The organism is Streptomyces cylindrosporus (assembly GCF_022698165.1).
In the GTDB taxonomy this organism is placed as follows: domain Bacteria; phylum Actinomycetota; class Actinomycetes; order Streptomycetales; family Streptomycetaceae; genus Streptomyces; species Streptomyces cylindrosporus.
Genome location: NZ_JALDAY010000002.1, coordinates 620,623 through 635,609, shown reverse-complemented (window position 1 = coordinate 635,609; position 14,987 = coordinate 620,623). Strand labels below are relative to the sequence as shown.

Here is a 14,987-nt window from a genome sequence, read left to right as displayed (position 1 = left end):
CAATTGAGGAGGCTAAGTAACGATTCGATCAAGGCCCTGAACGGAAGCGGAAGACGATCCGTACAGGGCCCAGATCTTGAGTCGGCTAGTAGTCAGCGCCGTACAGCGAGCCCCAGGACCGCTTCCCGATGTCGGGCGTTGCCTCGATCTGGACGCCCTTCAGGTCGAAGGTCATACAGCGGGCGATCGCGCGTCCGACCTCCTCGGCATCCCCCTTCGGGACGCTGGCCAGGACCTCGTCATGGATCGGCAGGCGCAGGAAGGGAACCAGGCCGGCTTCGTCCATGTGGATCAGGGCCTGGCCCAGGCAGTCACGGGCTGTCGACTGGACCAGGTAGTTCGTGATCGCGTAGGAGCGGTCGCGGTCCAGCGGCAGGCGGTGACCAGTGATCGAGATCCCGACCATGCGGTTGTTGAAGGCCTCAATCCGCCAGTCCTTCGCGGCGCGACCGACCTCCGGGTACACCTGGTCGTACTTGACCATGGCTCGCTGGACAGCGTCGATCGGGGCGCCGGTCTGGCGGCTGACTGTGCTGGCTCCGCCTCCGTAGACCTTGCCGAAGGCGATCCCCTTCGAGACCTTGCGGTCCTTCTCCGTGAACCCCTCGCCGAAGACCAGGCGGGCGGTGAAGGAGTGCAGGTCCTCGCCGTTGGCGATCGCCAGCTTCATGCGCTTGACGTCCGCCAGGGCGGCCAGGACGCGGAGTTCCACGGCCTGGAAGTCGGTCGAGATCATCACGTGACCCTCGTCAGCGAGGAGAGCGCGGCGGATCATCTTGTCCGACGAGGGGAGCGTCTGGACGGCGGGATTGGTCACGGACATGCGGAAGGTCCGCGCTTGCATGGACTGAACGTTGGGGTGGATCCGGCCCCCAGCGTCCACGTTGTCCAGGAAGTTGTCCGCGTACGCGGAGCGCCACTTGCCCGCACGCTTCGAGCGGAGGACCGCTTCAGCAAGGGGGTTGGCGGTGCGCGAGTGGATCGGCTTCCAATCTCGGTCGAGGTCAGCCAGAGCCATCAGTACGGCCTTGTCGACCTTCCAGGCCCCGGAGGCCGTCTTCTCCGTCAGGGTCTCGCCCATGCCCATGAGGGCGGCGGCCACCTGGCGGCCTGAGTTCACGGAGTCCACGCCGTAGCCGGCGGCCACTTCGGCGAAGCGCTCCGCGTCGTACGACAGGTCGGACTGGAGGCCCAGCGTGTACTCCTCGTCCAGGACCATTCCGGCCCGGACCATCTGAGCGCAGATGCGCGCTACGCGGTGCTCGTAAACGGCCAGGCGCTTCGGGACGCCCAGCTTCTCCAGCGTCCGCTCCAGGCGGGGGCGAAGGCGGCTGGTCAGGATGACGTCCAGGAGGCCGTATTCCAGGTACGTCGGATGGTCCAGCGGGATCTTCGCGAAGCCTTCGGCGATGCGGAGTTTCAAGGCCTTGAAGACGGACTTCAGGCCGTCCTGGGTGTCCGGGGCGGCGGAGTCGATGTAGTGGGCGGACAGGGGCTTCAGGCTGGAGCCAATCCCTCCTTCCATCTGCTGTCGGGGGTCGACCAGCTTGGCGAGGATCTGGGTGTCCGTGACCTTCGCGCAGGTCTCTTCCAGGGGGACGCCCAGGTGTTCGTCACTGACCAGGGCGTCGAAGCCTGCCCAGTTGTGACCGGTCAGGTCGGGCAGGATGCGGAGAGCCCAGGCGGCGGCCTCCACGAACTCCGGGCCGTGTTCGATCGGGATCGCCCAGGCCTCCGTCTCCGTACCGAACTGAGCCAGGCGCAGGAAGCCAGGCCCCCAGGCGTAGATCTTCAGGCCGCACGTCTCCGTGTCGGCGGCTACCGGGGTCCCGCTCTGGGCCTGGTCCGCGACCCAGCGCCGGAACGGGCCCAGGTCCTCCGGGCGCTCCACAACAAGGCCGTCCCAGGGCTGCCCGTTCAGCACTCCGCTGAAGTGGCGCATGCCGTCCCCTCTCCGTTGACGATGCGGACAGGGGGAAGGCCTGACTCCCGTCAGGAAGCCAGGCCTTCTGTCATGCGTCTTGGAGGAGGAACCGGAAGGCTTCGTAGGCCTGTTGGGGGACCACGCCGTTACCGATGCGGCCCAGCTGTTCCTTGTGGTCCAGGCCCGGAACGTCGGTCACCCAGCCGTCCGGCATGCCCATGAGCCACTCCGCGAACTTGGGGGACAGCTTGATCCCGCCTCGCGGTCCACGGACGATCGGAACGGGAGCCGCAGTCCCCATGAGGACTTCCCAGCGGTACACGGCCTGGGCGAACTGGCCCCACCACTCAGCGGGGGAGTGCGGACCGTCGTCCGGATGCTCCGCTTCGGGGTCGACGTTCAGGAGGAAACAGACCTCGTCCTCCAGCGTCGGGCCGTGACCGCCAGCCTTCCGCTTGTCCGGGTGCTGGGCCGAACCGTTGGACCCCAGGTTGGCCGTCGGCGTCTTGAAGAGCTTCTCCGCCCTGTCCCGGGGGAAGAGGCGGGCGACCGCCGTCACCAGGTCGTCACCGCCGGAGTTCGGGCGGTCCCGCTTCGCGTAGTCCGGTCCCCGGTAGCCGTCAGACACCGTCGGACTGGGAAGGCACGGCAACGCAGAACCAGCGGTCCCGATGGTGCGGAGCCCCGACGTCGGAAGCTCGTACAGTCGTCCACTTCGCGTCATACCCGATCTCGTGAAGCGATGTGACGACTTCGTCGAGGCCCCGATTTCGGATAGCTGAGACGTTCTCCAGGAACGCGTATCGGGGTCGAATGACCCGTATTGCTTCGGCGACGTTGAACCAGACGCTGGAGCGCTCACCCTTGATCCCCTCTCGGCGGCCTGCGTTGCTGATGTCCTGGCAGGGGAATCCCGCCGTGATGATGTCGACCTGGCCGACCAGCGGTCGCCACGTCTGGTACCTGACGTCCCCGATGTTCGGAGCGTCGGGGAACCTCGTGGCCATGACCTGGCAGGCAGCGGGATGAACCTCCGCCACCACGGTCACCTTGTCCCCGGTCAGTGCCTCAACGGCGACGCCCAGCCCTCCGTACCCTGCGCACAGTTCGAGAATGGACACGTTGGCCCGTCCTTCGGATTGATGTGTGTTGGCACGGACCAGGGCCCGACCCCGTCAAGGGCCGGACCCAGGCTGTTCACTACCGATCCGGAGAGGACGTCCCCCGGGTCACTCGTCGCTGAAGATGCCGGGACCGTCGGGGACGTCAGCGTGGTCAGCGGCGATGCGCACCCCGATCAGGGTGACGCCCTTCACCGTGGTCACACGTCCCACCTGGCGCTCTTCCATGGCGTCCAGGAAGGTGCGGCGGGTCCAGCGCTCGCGGGTCGGAAGGCCCTCCGCCTCACACCAGTGCGAGTACGCCTGGTATGCCTGGCCGGCGGTCAGCTCCGCTCCGTCGTACTCCTCCAGGACCCCGGGGAAGAAACCGGCGAGGGCGTCGCTGGTGCGGCGGTAGTCCCTCGTAGCGTTAACGATCAGCTCCGGGTCCTGGAGGCCCGACCGGTACCACTCGCCAGCGCCCCGGACGGCCCATGCGGCGATGCCCTCAGCCTCCGCCAGAAGCTTGCGGTCCAGGTGCGGGTCCCGCTCCTCCGGCGCGAAGAACCGGGTGAACGGCAGGAGCTTGACGCGTCGCCACAGGCCCTCGTCCTGGCCGCGAAACTTCGGCTTGAAGTTCGTCGCGAGGAGGAGAAGGAAGGTCGGCTTGAAGGTGAAGAACTCCTGGCGCAGGAAGCGCGCGGAGATCTCGTCCTTGCCGGTCACGCGCTTCAGGACGGCCTCCGACATGGGCTTGCCGGACTCGCCCTCGCTGGCCATGACGTAGCGGGCCCCGCGAAGGGCCGCGATGTCGTTCGGGATGCCGCCGGACGACTTCTCCTCGAACGTGCTGAACGGGGTCGTCTCCGTGATCGGACGGAAGACGGAGGTCAGGGTGTCCGTCATCACGGACTTGCCGTTGGCGCCCTTGCCCCAGAGGACCCCGAAGCACTGCTCGGCCGTGTGGCCGGTCGCCCCGTAGCCGATCAGCCGCCGCAGGTACGAGGGCATGTCGGGCATGCCGGGGAAGACCTCCTCCAGGAAGGACTCCCAGCGCGGACAGGCGGCCTCCGGACGGTAGTCGAGGTCCAGGCAGTAGGTCAGGAGGTCCTCCTTACGGTGCTCGCGAATCGTGCCCGTGCGGAGGTCGACCGTTCCGTTGCGGAAGGACAGGAGGTCCGGCTGGTTGTCGAAGTCCGTGGGCAGCACGTGAACGGCAGGCACCGACTGAAGCTCCGCCAGGAGGTCGTCAATCCGGCGGCGGGTCGTGAAGCCCTTCGCGGCCTTGCGCAGGCCCTCGCCCGGGTCCTCCTTCGCGTCGGGGGCCTTGTTGTCCGTCTTCTCCTTCGCGGCAGCCATCAGCGCGCGGCCGATGAAGTGAACCGTCTGCCGGACCTTCGTGTCTGACCGCTCCCAGACGCGGCCCGACCAGGTGAAGAAGCCGAGACCAGGCGCGTACTTGATCGCTCCGTCAGCGAAGGAGACCAGGAGGTAGGCGTTCAGGACGTCGCTCGCGCCGTAGCTCCGCAGCGCTTCGTAGTACAGCTCCGTGATCTTCTCGACCTGGTCCGCGTCCGGGACGAGGGCGCCCGTGTCCACGTCGGTCAGGCCCAGCGGCTGGGCAGCCACGGGAGCGGAGCCGTTAACGGCAGCCTCCAGGGCGGCGGGGAAGTCGGCCACGTTGCGGGCCCTCCAGTCGGTCAGGTCGTCGCCCTCGTACGGGATCGTGAGGGACTGCGTCGGGACGCCATGTGAGGCCAGTCCGTCGGCCAGGCGCTGGGTGAAGCCGTTGCCAGCCGTGTCGTTGTCGCCCGCCAGGACCACGCGCTTACCGCGAAGGCCTGCGGCCAGCTCCGCCACCAGCTCCGGGGAGTTCACGAGGGAGGCGCCCCGGATGATGACCGCGTTGAAGCCTGCCGCGACGGCGGTCAGACCGTCCCCGGGGCCTTCGGTCACGATGAACGTGGCTGTCTCGCGGTCGGCGAGGAGGACCCCGTACGACGCCCAGCGGAGAGCCTCCGGGTTGGTCAAGGACATCCATCGCGCCGGACAGTCGCCGGACACGTCGCGGCCCTGGAGGCCACGGGCGATGCCGTCGAAGCCGACCAGGGGGACGATCAGGCGGGGGAAGCGGCGGAAGCCGGTGGAGCGGTAGTTCCTGGTCCGCCCCTCCGCGTCCTCGTAGCGCAGGCCCGGAAGGGAGCCGTCGTCGTAGCCCAGGCCCAGACGCTCCGCGTCGTGGAGGCCGAAGCGGCGGACCGCGTACGACTCGGCGGGGGAGTCGGCGTACGAGCGCTCCGCAGCGTCCAGGTACACGCGCAGGCCCGCGACCTCCGCCGTACCCACCGTCTCCGGCTTCACGGACGACACGGTCCGGGCGGCCCCCGTTGCGCCGAACATGTCGGCCCAGCGAAGACCCGCTTCGCGGATCACGTCGCCCGTTTCGCAACCGGCGCGGCACGTCATACGGACACGCCCGTCCTCCCCGAACCAGATCCGGAGGGACGGGCGGCTGTCCGAGTGGCCAGGACAGAGGGCGATGTACCCACCGTCCGCGTGATCGTCAACGTCCTGGAATCGGTCCAGGATCGCGTTCACGTCCATGGGGTGAGGACTCCTCTCGATCGGGGGTCGGTCACCCCTGGACCGGAGAGGACGTCCCCTGACGACCGTGAACGGGACAGTCCTCCATCGGACCGTCGTAGTCCGCCGGAGCGCGGAGCACACACGGACACTCGTCGTCCCGCTGGCCCGTGAACACGCGCGCGGCGGGCTGGTCGAATGAGGCGACGTCCAGGGACGCCACCTGTCGAACAGCGGCCAGGACCTTCGTGAACTCCGCCAGGGTCCACGTCCAGTAGCCGGAGCGCGTGTTCAGGTCCGCCAGCGGCAGGGCCCACATCGGGAAGGCTCCGTCAGCGGACAGGCGGCGGCGGGTCTCGCTGGAGATGTGCACGCGAGCGAGCGCCGGCCCCTTCCCCCGAACCTTGTGGATCACGACCCCGTACGGGAAGCCAGCGTTAACGGCCTCCTGATCGGCCTGGTGGAGCCAGGTCGGGACGGCGGCAGACTTGACGTCCTTCGCCTCCAGGATGAACGGCCAGGCGTGGAGGTCCCCGACGTCCTTCGCGCCCTCCTGGGTCTGGCGTTTGATGTTGCGCCAGTCCAGGGCGTTCAGGAACCGCTGGGCGGGGGTGAGGTCCTTCCAGTTGTCTCGGTACAGGCCCAGGGTCACGTTCAGGAAGTCACGGGTGAGCGATTCCCAGGCGGTACCGCGCGCCTTCGACGGGTTAGCCACGGCAGCACACCCCTTCCGGGCATCCTGGCTGGTCGTACTCCCCGCATCCGACGCAGCGGGCGGGATCCGGCGCCTGGGGCGGTCGCTGCCACGGGAACAGGTCGAGGGCCCAGGCCACGGCAGCGATGAAGGCCAGGAGGGCAGCGACGCGGACCAGGACGGACCAGGCGTCCATCAGTCACCCCCGGAGTTGCTGTCGAAGGCGCCGGCCGCCAGGAGGATCACGGCGACGATGATGATCAGGCCCAAGTCGTTCACGCCTGTACCTCCTTCGGGAACGGAACCGTGGGAACTTCCGGGACGCGGGACCAGGCGACCTCAGCGCCACGGTTCGCGGCCACGTTCAGGGCGTCCTGGACGCGGGGCCAGTCCTCGCGGTCGGTCGCGTCACTGGCGACGATGACCAGGTCTCCCGACTGCATGACGCGAAGGTCACCCAGGGCGGGCGCCTGGCTGGAGGTGATGACGCGGATCATGCGGGCCTCCTCTCGTTAACGGATGCGGGCACGGCCGAAGGCCCGACCCCGTCAGGAGTCGAGCCAGGCGCGCGCTACGCGCGGGAGAGGGGGCCGTAGGAGGTCAGGACGTCGGACAAGGGCACGTTGCGGAAGGGCGAGCACAGGTTGCAGTCCATGAGCGGCGTACCGTCGGTCGTGGACTTGCCGTTGAACTTCCAGACGTCGCCCTGTCGGTCCTCGTACTCGCCGTCCAGGCTGTAGGTCCGGCCCTTGTAGGAGTAGGAGCTACCGCCGAAGAGGCGCGCGGCGCGATCCATGTCGTCGGCCATGCGGCGAACGGATTCCTGGAGCCTGCCGGCCATGTCGAAGGTGACCGTCGCGGTCGGCTTCTTCCGGAGGGCATTCGTTCCGATCCAACCGTGTGCGCCCGACGCCTTGTACTTGATCACGTAGTTGTCCAGGTCGGAGATGCCCTTGAACGGGCCCGCGACGATCTCGACCGTGCGGCCCATGGCCTTCTCCTCGGCCTCCTCGCCGACCTTGAAGACGACGTGCGGGCGAATGTCCGTGGTGGCAACCGAATGCGCCGTACCGTCCTCACGCTGGACCATGTACCGCTCCGGGCCGTTCTGGGTCGCCTTGAAGGGACCGAAGGCGATCGTTCCCTTCGGGACGCTGGTCAGCGTGGTGCGGACGGTGTCGCCGATCGTGAATGTCTCGACCTTCGCCATGTGCGTGTCCTCTCGTCAGGCGCCTACGTTGGGGCGGCTGGGTGTCTGGGCACGCCAGAAGCCTGACCCCCGTCAGGAGGCCAGGCAGTGGGTCAGCGGCGGCGGATGCCGGAGCCGTACGAGTAGGTCTCGACGAAGCGCGACAGCGACCAGTCCTGGTACTCGGATGTGTCCTCCACCAGGCAGGAGATCAGCGGCTGACCGCTGGTGTCCCGCGCACCCGTGAACTTCCAGCGGTCCCCGGACGCGTCCAGGTACTCCGCCTTCAGGTCGTACGTCACGCCCTGGTGCTCGAACATGTCACCGTTGGCCGGCGACTGCATGGCGTTCCAGATACGGCGGCTGGCTCCGTCGCCGTCGCCGGTCGGCAGGTCCCCGATCACGCCCTTCAGGTAGCTGAACTCCTGGGCGGACAGGTCGAGGGTGTACCGCTCCTCCGTGGTCGTCACGGTGCGCGTCGTCTTCGTGGCTTCGGCCATGGGTGCCTCCTGAGCGTCGGTTGGTCCGGGCGCCCCGAAGGCCTGACCCCCGTCAGGAGGCCAGGCAGTGGGTCAGCGATGGTCGGCGGGCCAGTGGCTGAAGGCGTCGGTCAGATCGGCGATCAGGTTGCGCAGTGCCCGGCGGTCCTCCAGGACGAAGCCGGAGGTTGCGGAGTTGTCCCCATCGCGGTGCGTTCCGGACACGTACAGGCGGATCGGCTGGCCGTCGGCCCAGCGCTCGCGGAACAGGTTCGCGCTCGCCTCTTGGACGGTCGAACCGTGCTCCTCCAGGGGTGCGGCTTCGTACTTCACTTGCTGTCCTCCCAGCGGGCGCAGTAGGTCTCGGAGCCGGAGTAGTGGTGCGGTCTGCCGTTGACGAAGTGGACCCCGGAGACCCAGTGCGTTCGGTACTCCGCGCACGTCGGGCCCGCCACTGCGGCCCAGACCAGGAGGCCAGCCACCAGGGCCACGCTGAGGACTGCGGCGATGATGACCCCGACCGAGCGGCGGGGCTGGCGGTTCACGGCGCGGAGATACGGATTCGTCTTCATCGGGCGTTCGCCTCCAGGTCCGCGACGGTCCGGTTGGCGTAGGCGGCGCCCAGGATGACGGTGGAGACCACGTCGCCGTCCGCGTTGCGGGTCGTGAACTCCTTGGAGCCTCCGCCCACGTCGAAGACGGTGACTCGCGAACCGCTGGCGAGATTGAAGACCATACTGTGACGCTCCGATCACGTAAAGTGGTTCTGGCACGCCCGAAGGCCCGACCCCGTCAAGGGCCGGACCAACGGGTCATGCGGGGGCGTCCTCCTCGGTCAGGTCAGCGGGCAGGATCCGTTCGTCCTCAATCCCGAATCGGCGGCGCCGTTCGTGGAGGACCGCCTTCCGGAGCTGGGGAGGCCAGGTCCATAGCGGCAACTTCACGTTGACGTCGCTGGCCCCCCGCAGGGCGGTAAGCGGGTTGAGGGCGTTCACGATCAGCTCTCCGGGTCGTCGGCGATGGCGTCCTGGAAGGACGACACGACGTCCAGGACCGGCTTCGTGAACGACCGGGTCTCGCCCCCGACCTCGTACTCCACGAACTCCAGGCGCAGGATGCACAGCGCCTCGCCGTCGATCCGCTGCAAGGCCCTCATGGTGTACGGGAGGTCCTCCGCGAACGACCAGGCCGTGGCCGTGTACTTGCCCAGGCCCAGCTCCTCGTCCTGCGCCAGGCGCAGCGGGAGGACGATGTTCGGCTTCGGGCCGCGCCGCTGCCTGGCCAGGTCCTTGCGCTCGTCCAGGAGCTTGGGGCAGCCGCACGGCTTGCCCTTGTCGTCCTCCGGGGACAGGTACTTGGAGCCGTCGCACTCGTGGATGGGGAGGCCGTCCGCCCACTGGATCAGCTTGGATTCGATCTTCGAGGCGTCCACGACGACCTCGATCGCGTCCGTGTCGGTGTCCACGGCGTAGTCGCCGTTCGGGGCCTCCGTGATCGAGCCGCCGAACAGCTCCTTCAGGGCGTTCGCAACCTCCTGCTTGGGCGTGGTGATCCGCCACTTCCGCAGGCTGACCGGCTTCGTGCCGTTGCGCTTGCCCGAGCGGAACTGGAAGTCCCAGGTCGGACGCGTGGCCCTCTCGCGGGCGGCCTCGCGCTCCTCCCGCTTCTCCTTGGCCTCCGGGTCCGTCGCGAAGATGTCGAGCATGGGGGTCCCTCCAGGGGTGGCTGACTGGTGACTGGCTTGGGGTTGAAGCGCCCCTTCACCCCTGGTCCGGGGAGGGTGTCCCCTGGCCCTGAGCTGGCGCCTCGCTGTCCCTCACCCCTGGTCCGGAGAGGACGTCCCCTCCGCGTCGAACAGCGCAAGTTGTTCCGGGTCCAGCGGGAGCCGCGACATGCTGACCTTGACGGCGGACTCCGGCTCGAAGACCAGCTGGCCGCATCGCATCCCTACGCGAACGTCCTCGTCCGGGACGTCGTAGACCCACAGGGCGTAGCCGTTCCTGTCGAGGGTCTGAAGGAAGGTCTCGAACCAGTCCAGGAGGGCGCCCAGAGAGCTGAAGCCGCAGACCTCCCAGGAGTAGACCCCGTTCAGGTACGGGTCAGCGGCCGGAGTCGGGTGATGCTTGTGGCTGCCCCAGCCGCCGTGGGCGCGGATCATGTCCGTGTTGAGGTCCGCGTTGTAGTCGTCCCGGTTGTAGGGACCTATCGGAAACGGCTTGTCGGCGATCGTGAACGTCTTCTCTCGGTGACCGACGCGGAACACGCGCATCGTGAACCTCCAGGTGGTGTGGCTGTCTCACCACCGGCCCGGAGAGGACGTCCCCTGAAACGCAGAAAGGCCCCCCGACCAGGCACGAGGCCAGGCCAGGGGGCCAGGGATAGATCAGGGGGCGGGTATCCATTCGCCCAGCGGAGCCGCCTCGATCCAGCCGTTAACGAGCTGCCAGGTCGACCAGGGGCGGGAGTAGGAGTACCGCAGGGTCGTCAGCCGGCCCGTGGCGTCGCTCCTCCGCCAGTACGGGCCCAGGTACTCCGTCTTCTCCTCGCCGCTCGCTGCGGACTTGGTCACCAGGACCGTGCGCCAGGCGTGCGTAGGGGCCTTGCTCATCTTGCGCGCCATCAGGCCTCCCGGAAGTAGGCGGGCCAGATGGAGGGGGCAACCTCCGTGTACGACACGACGCCGTTCGACTCGCGGGCGACGAAGATGCGGAGGTCACGGCCATTGTTGGCGCGGATCACGTTGCGCACGTTGGCCTTCGTCTTGTGGTCCTTCCACTCCCCGTTGCGGTACGGGACGTACGACAGGAACTCCTCAGCGGCCATGGGTCACTTCCCCCGTCGCTCGGTGCCGGTCACCATGCGGCTCTTCGAGGAGGCCAGGGCGAGGCCGACGACGTCCTTCGAGTCCTCGCGCACCCAGCGGAAGGTCTCCCGCAGGGTCAGGAAGGAGGCGTGGACGGCGCGGTCCGCGCGGACGCCCTTGAAGGTCCACTGGTCGTCCGTGATGTGGAGGACCGCCGCCGAGTCGATCTCCGGCATGGGCGTCTCGTTGCCCTCCGGGTCAATGATCACGTCCGCGTAGCGGTAGGCGGCCAGCTGAAGGGCGACGTCGGAGTGGATCGACTTCGAGGTCTTGTAGTCGACCATGACGAGGATCGGGGTACCGGACCGGTCCGGGGTGATCCGGAGCTTGCCGGAGGGGAGGACCTCGACCCAGATGCGAAGGATCGCGTCGAAGGACCCCGCGTACTCGTGCTCGTACGACCAGGCGACGTCTTCGGCGCGGACCAGCTCCGGGTTCACGGCGGCGAGGAACTGCCGGAAGTGCTCGACGTGGTTCACGATGTCGGAGTGGACGTAGTCGACCTCCTCGCCGTTCATGAGGCGCTCGAAGACGTCGTGTGCGCGGGAGCCCAGCTTCGAGCGGACCTCCGTGTAGCGGCGGGCGGCTCCGGCGATGTACCGCTTCGCGCCGGCGCGGTCCCTCTCCGCCATCTGGCGCAGGTACTCGAACGAGTCGATCGCGAGGTCAGCGGCCATGTTGGCTTGCCACGGGCCCAGGAAATCCTGTTTCGGCAGCATGCCGACGATGGACGTGACGCCCGGGACGGTGACGTTCGGGCGGGCCTCATTCACGTAGAAGCGGGCGCCCGCCTTCTTCACGGTATCGATCTTGGACAAGGGAGTCCTCCAGGTGGTGGGGGCGAGATGCCTTCACCACTGACCGGGGAGGAGGTCCCCAGGAATGGAGGATCGGAAGTCGTGAACTGTCCCAGTTAGTGAGGAGAGTGCGACGAGACGAACTGAATAGAGAATTGTTTTTCTAAATGGGACTAAACAAAAATATAGAAACTAATAGAGGGTCCGCCCTCCTCGCCGAAACAGAAAGGGCCGACCCCCACCCAGGGGCCGACCCTCGTCCGTCGGTTGCGCTACAGCTGAGCCGCCGCAGCGGACAGGTTCACGATCGTCTGGTTGATCTTCGCCTTCAGCGCCGCCCGCGCATCGGGGGTGAGCCGCTCCGCCCGCCGGGTCGTGCTGATGAAGTTCTTCTCCACGCGGTCCAGGGCGGCCATGTCGCGGGCCAGCTCCTCCTCTTCGTCAACGTCCTCGTCATCGCCAGGGGGGAGTTCGCCGGCGATCGCCCTCTGTACCAGCTCCCGCTTCCGGGCCGCGTCCTCGCGGGCCAGCTCCGTGCGGCCCTTGCGCGGGAGGTTCACGCCCTGGCTGGCGTAGGCGTCGTAAACGACCTCCGTAGCGGACACGCCCTCCGGGAACTCCAGCATGGGGAAGACGGCCTTCGCCTTGTCCGGGTCCTCCTCCAGGCCGCGAAGGAAGTCGACCATCACGTCCGACATGCGGTTGCGTACGGCCTTCGCCAGGGACTCGTGTGTGTCCCAGCGGTGAACGTCCTCCTCCGTGACTCCCTTGCGGGCCTCCTTGAAGAGGTCGCGGGCAATGTCCTTCGTGTACTTCCGCTGGGCGATGATGTCCGGAAGGTGCGTGTCGTCGTTCGGCATCTTCAGGCGAGCGTCCAGGAGCGTGACCGCAATCTGGCGGGCCATGTCGGCAGTCTTCAGGCCTGCGTCGACCGCCTTGCGGACCTGGCGGACGCCTGCGTTAACGATGCCCTCCACGTCGTCCACGTCGCGCCAGGACCTGATGACCAGCTCCTTGGTCGGCGCGGCAGGCTCCAGCTCGAAGGCGGCTTCCAGCTCCTCGCCCAGGGCCTTCCTGTCCCGGGGAGCGCAGGCCGCCACCGCTGCCTCCGCCTCCTCGCGCAAGGCCTCAGCGTCTTCTGTGAAGCCTTCCCTGCGCAGGATGGACACGCGCTCGATCAGCGCCTGAGCGGCGGCCTTCTTCGTGGCCATGGTGGTGCTCCCTTACCCGGGGGGATCCTTGATCATCTAACGAGGGAACAGCGTAGCGCAGGCGCCTCAACTGTGGCGCCTACAACGAAAAAGGGGCCCCCGAAGGGACCCCGATTTCGGCCAGTCACAGCAGCGCCAGGCCTCCCGCCTTCACCGCCAGTACGGCAAGCGTGTTGTCGTTCACGATCGTCTCGTCTACCGGGTACGCCAGCATCTCGCGTTCGCTGGGATGGTCGCCGGGGACCTGGCCCGGACGGACGACGCGCACGATGCGGAAGCCGTTGCGCCTCAGCATGTCCGCTTCGTTGACGTACCGGACGTCCGTGAACACGACCGGGCGGCGCGCCCTCTTGGCACGGACGGCGGCGGGCCAGGCTGCCCTGATCCAGAACTCCGGATCGATCTCCCGGACCGTCTGTCCGTAGTACTGAAGGAACCGGCGGACCTCCGGGAAGGCGTCCTTAGCCATCTCCCACCCATGGAGGGAGACGACGTCCGACAGGCGGTCCCAGTCCGCGCCGTACTCGTCAACGGGGATGTACGGATTCGCCTTCAGGGCCGCCTCCTTCAGGGTGTCGGCGAAGGCGACGCGGACGTACCCGTAGGCCTCGACCAGGCGGGCGGCCACGGAGTCCTTCCCGCTGCGAGACAGGCCGGTCAGTGCGATGTCCTTCAAGGGTCCTCCCCGGGGCAACAGTGCTGTCACTACCGGCCCGGAGAGGACGTCCCCCGTCAGGCGCCCAGGAAGGCGCGGAGTACGTCTACAGCCTCCTCGGAGGGGAAGCCGGGTACGTACCGAGCGACGAACGGCAACGCGACGATCGCTGCGGCAGCGACCTTGCGCCGGTTGCGCCAGACCCAGCGGACGACCTCCAGGGCCTTGCCCGCGACGCCAGCGTTCGGGGCGGAGTGCTCTCCCATGTATGCCTCACTTCAGGACGACGGTTGTGATGGTGGTGGCCGCCGATATGACGGCCGTGGCCAGGGCGGTCGGGACGGCGTACTTCCATCGCTCCACTGACCGAAGCCTGTCCTCGTGGTCGGCCAGCTTCTCGGCCACGGCCACGTGAGTTTGAGCGGACGCGCGGACCTCGTCCCGCATGGCCACCAGCTGGTCGTAGATCTCGCGAGCGCCGATGGACACTGTCCCAAGGTCGTTGTCCACGCTGTCCTCCCGGGTCACGTCAGGCGGTCACGGTGAAGCCGTACTTAGCGGCCAGCTTCCGCAGGGTCGAGGGGCCGGGGACACCGTCCGCCGCCTTGCCGGAGTAGCCGCACTTGTGCTGCCAGGCCGCGTACGCCTTGATCGTGTCCGTGCCGTAGTGCCCGTCCGCCTTGCTCGCGGACAGGAGGCCCGCCTTGACCAGAGCCGCCTCCACGGTGCGGACACCGCTGTAGGTGACCGGGGTCCCCTTCGCGGACGGGTTCCGCTTCGCAGCGGTCACCAGCTTCGACAGCGACACGGACGGCTTGGCCGGAGTGGACGGCTTCGGGGTCGGCGTCGAGGGCGCGGACGGAGTGGCCGACTTGCTGGCCAGGGTCGCGGCGATGTCGGCACGGACAACGGCCATGTCGTAGGTCTTGCCGGGGGCCATGCCCGGGTCCCACTTGCCCGGGGAACCCCACTCCGCGTGAGCGATGACCGACTTCGCGGACCAGCCGTGGAAGTCGCAGAGGGCGGCGGCCAGCTTGCGCAGGGTCGCGTACTGGGCGTCGCTCATCTTGTGGCTGCCGCTGTACCAGATCTCCACGCCGTAGAAGCGGGCGTTGCCGTCTACGCTCGACTGGTTGTCGGCGGGCGGGTACGCGCCGTACGACTCGTTCTCGACGGCCTTCAGGACGTCCGGGTCGCCCGCGCCCGCGTGGTTCGCGCGGCCCCAGCCGATCAGGTGGACCGTCCCGTCCTGGGCCAGACCGAAGTGACACAGCGGACCGGGGAGAGCCGCCGTGCCGTTGTAGAGGAGCGAACGCTGGTCGCTCGCGTCGCTGCCCGTGTGGTGGACCATGAATCCGTTGACCGGGCCCCAGGCACCGTGGCCGGCGCGGTTGTGGGTCCGCCAGGACCGGTACTCCTGGTACTTGACGCCCCACTTCTTCAGCTGGGCCATGAGCTGGTCCGCCGTCATGGGAGTAGACATCGTTAACGT

Annotated in this window: 21 protein-coding genes; all 21 read right to left on the bottom strand. The window is 67.8% G+C overall.

What is annotated here, in order from left to right; genetic code table 11:
• Positions 1-85: 85 nt before the first annotated feature.
• The 21 genes from MQP27_RS07990 to MQP27_RS07890 all read right to left on the bottom strand — a co-directional run bounded on the left by MQP27_RS07990 (position 86) and on the right by MQP27_RS07890 (position 14,978).
• Positions 86-1,942, bottom strand: a complete 1,857-nt coding sequence (locus tag MQP27_RS07990) for a DNA polymerase (protein WP_242762872.1) — start codon at positions 1,940-1,942, stop codon at positions 86-88.
• Between the two features lie 70 nt (positions 1,943-2,012).
• On the bottom strand, positions 2,013-2,552 hold the full coding sequence (locus tag MQP27_RS07985) for a DNA (cytosine-5-)-methyltransferase (RefSeq protein WP_242762862.1): 540 nt from the start codon (positions 2,550-2,552) through the stop codon (positions 2,013-2,015).
• Positions 2,545-3,045, bottom strand: coding sequence for a DNA cytosine methyltransferase (locus MQP27_RS07980; protein ID WP_242762859.1), 501 nt, complete (start codon positions 3,043-3,045; stop codon positions 2,545-2,547). The genes MQP27_RS07985 and MQP27_RS07980 overlap by 8 nt, the downstream gene beginning before the upstream one ends.
• 108 nt (positions 3,046-3,153) lie before the next feature.
• The gene (locus tag MQP27_RS07975; RefSeq protein WP_242762856.1) at positions 3,154-5,385 is read right to left on the bottom strand and encodes a phage/plasmid primase, P4 family; all 2,232 of its coding nucleotides are present in this window, start codon (positions 5,383-5,385) and stop codon (positions 3,154-3,156) included.
• Between the two features lie 274 nt (positions 5,386-5,659).
• On the bottom strand, positions 5,660-6,322 hold the full coding sequence (locus tag MQP27_RS07970) for a hypothetical protein (RefSeq protein ID WP_242762853.1): 663 nt from the start codon (positions 6,320-6,322) through the stop codon (positions 5,660-5,662).
• A 254-nt stretch (positions 6,323-6,576) separates the two neighbouring features.
• Entirely contained in the window at positions 6,577-6,798 is a 222-nt protein-coding gene (locus tag MQP27_RS07965) for a hypothetical protein (RefSeq protein WP_242762850.1), read from the bottom strand.
• A gap of 74 nt (positions 6,799-6,872) precedes the next feature.
• Entirely contained in the window at positions 6,873-7,511 is a 639-nt protein-coding gene (locus tag MQP27_RS07960) for a phiSA1p31-related protein (protein WP_242762848.1), read from the bottom strand.
• Positions 7,512-7,603: 92 nt separating this feature from the next.
• Positions 7,604-7,990, bottom strand: a complete 387-nt coding sequence (locus tag MQP27_RS07955; RefSeq protein WP_242762845.1) for a phiSA1p31-related protein — start codon at positions 7,988-7,990, stop codon at positions 7,604-7,606.
• A gap of 72 nt (positions 7,991-8,062) precedes the next feature.
• Positions 8,063-8,302, bottom strand: coding sequence for a hypothetical protein (locus tag MQP27_RS07950; RefSeq protein ID WP_242762842.1), 240 nt, complete (start codon positions 8,300-8,302; stop codon positions 8,063-8,065).
• Positions 8,299-8,541, bottom strand: a complete 243-nt coding sequence (locus tag MQP27_RS07945) for a hypothetical protein (RefSeq protein ID WP_242762839.1) — start codon at positions 8,539-8,541, stop codon at positions 8,299-8,301. Before MQP27_RS07945 ends, MQP27_RS07950 begins: the two co-directional genes overlap by 4 nt.
• Positions 8,538-8,705 carry a hypothetical protein gene (locus MQP27_RS07940; protein WP_242762836.1) on the bottom strand — a complete coding sequence of 56 codons (168 nt, stop codon included), beginning with the start codon at positions 8,703-8,705 and terminating at the stop codon, positions 8,538-8,540. The genes MQP27_RS07945 and MQP27_RS07940 overlap by 4 nt, the downstream gene beginning before the upstream one ends.
• Positions 8,706-8,966: 261 nt before the next feature.
• Positions 8,967-9,674 (bottom strand): recombination directionality factor, encoded by a 708-nt coding sequence (locus MQP27_RS07935; RefSeq protein WP_242762833.1) that lies wholly within the window; start codon positions 9,672-9,674, stop codon positions 8,967-8,969.
• A gap of 111 nt (positions 9,675-9,785) precedes the next feature.
• Positions 9,786-10,238, bottom strand: a complete 453-nt coding sequence (locus tag MQP27_RS07930; RefSeq protein WP_242762831.1) for a hypothetical protein — start codon at positions 10,236-10,238, stop codon at positions 9,786-9,788.
• Positions 10,239-10,352: 114 nt separating this feature from the next.
• Positions 10,353-10,589, bottom strand: coding sequence for a hypothetical protein (locus tag MQP27_RS07925; RefSeq protein WP_242762828.1), 237 nt, complete (start codon positions 10,587-10,589; stop codon positions 10,353-10,355).
• Complete coding sequence (locus tag MQP27_RS07920; RefSeq protein WP_242762825.1) at positions 10,589-10,792, bottom strand: hypothetical protein; 204 nt, start codon at positions 10,790-10,792, stop codon at positions 10,589-10,591. Before MQP27_RS07920 ends, MQP27_RS07925 begins: the two co-directional genes overlap by 1 nt.
• 3 nt (positions 10,793-10,795) lie before the next feature.
• Positions 10,796-11,650 carry a PD-(D/E)XK nuclease family protein gene (locus MQP27_RS07915; protein WP_242762822.1) on the bottom strand — a complete coding sequence of 285 codons (855 nt, stop codon included), beginning with the start codon at positions 11,648-11,650 and terminating at the stop codon, positions 10,796-10,798.
• Positions 11,651-11,901: 251 nt separating this feature from the next.
• Positions 11,902-12,840, bottom strand: a complete 939-nt coding sequence (locus tag MQP27_RS07910) for a hypothetical protein (protein ID WP_242762819.1) — start codon at positions 12,838-12,840, stop codon at positions 11,902-11,904.
• Between the two features lie 124 nt (positions 12,841-12,964).
• Positions 12,965-13,516 (bottom strand): deoxynucleotide monophosphate kinase family protein, encoded by a 552-nt coding sequence (locus tag MQP27_RS07905; RefSeq protein ID WP_242762816.1) that lies wholly within the window; start codon positions 13,514-13,516, stop codon positions 12,965-12,967.
• A 56-nt stretch (positions 13,517-13,572) separates the two neighbouring features.
• Positions 13,573-13,761, bottom strand: coding sequence for a hypothetical protein (locus MQP27_RS07900; RefSeq protein WP_242762813.1), 189 nt, complete (start codon positions 13,759-13,761; stop codon positions 13,573-13,575).
• A 7-nt stretch (positions 13,762-13,768) separates the two neighbouring features.
• Positions 13,769-14,005, bottom strand: a complete 237-nt coding sequence (locus tag MQP27_RS07895) for a hypothetical protein (RefSeq protein ID WP_242762810.1) — start codon at positions 14,003-14,005, stop codon at positions 13,769-13,771.
• A 19-nt stretch (positions 14,006-14,024) separates the two neighbouring features.
• Complete coding sequence (locus tag MQP27_RS07890; protein WP_242762807.1) at positions 14,025-14,978, bottom strand: N-acetylmuramoyl-L-alanine amidase; 954 nt, start codon at positions 14,976-14,978, stop codon at positions 14,025-14,027.
• Between the last annotated feature and the right edge of the window lie 9 nt (positions 14,979-14,987).

Coding starts and splice junctions, on each gene's coding strand:
- MQP27_RS07930 (WP_242762831.1), bottom strand. CDS start 10,238: ATGCGCGTGTTCCGCGTCGGTCACCGAGAGAAGACGTTCACGATCGCC.
- MQP27_RS07935 (WP_242762833.1), bottom strand. CDS start 9,674: ATGCTCGACATCTTCGCGACGGACCCGGAGGCCAAGGAGAAGCGGGAG.
- MQP27_RS07890 (WP_242762807.1), bottom strand. CDS start 14,978: ATGTCTACTCCCATGACGGCGGACCAGCTCATGGCCCAGCTGAAGAAG.
- MQP27_RS07990 (WP_242762872.1), bottom strand. CDS start 1,942: ATGCGCCACTTCAGCGGAGTGCTGAACGGGCAGCCCTGGGACGGCCTT.
- MQP27_RS07955 (WP_242762845.1), bottom strand. CDS start 7,990: ATGGCCGAAGCCACGAAGACGACGCGCACCGTGACGACCACGGAGGAG.
- MQP27_RS07925 (WP_242762828.1), bottom strand. CDS start 10,589: ATGGCGCGCAAGATGAGCAAGGCCCCTACGCACGCCTGGCGCACGGTC.
- MQP27_RS07945 (WP_242762839.1), bottom strand. CDS start 8,541: ATGAAGACGAATCCGTATCTCCGCGCCGTGAACCGCCAGCCCCGCCGC.
- MQP27_RS07965 (WP_242762850.1), bottom strand. CDS start 6,798: ATGATCCGCGTCATCACCTCCAGCCAGGCGCCCGCCCTGGGTGACCTT.
- MQP27_RS07900 (WP_242762813.1), bottom strand. CDS start 13,761: ATGGGAGAGCACTCCGCCCCGAACGCTGGCGTCGCGGGCAAGGCCCTG.
- MQP27_RS07960 (WP_242762848.1), bottom strand. CDS start 7,511: ATGGCGAAGGTCGAGACATTCACGATCGGCGACACCGTCCGCACCACG.
- MQP27_RS07940 (WP_242762836.1), bottom strand. CDS start 8,705: ATGGTCTTCAATCTCGCCAGCGGTTCGCGAGTCACCGTCTTCGACGTG.
- MQP27_RS07910 (WP_242762819.1), bottom strand. CDS start 12,840: ATGGCCACGAAGAAGGCCGCCGCTCAGGCGCTGATCGAGCGCGTGTCC.
- MQP27_RS07920 (WP_242762825.1), bottom strand. CDS start 10,792: ATGGCCGCTGAGGAGTTCCTGTCGTACGTCCCGTACCGCAACGGGGAG.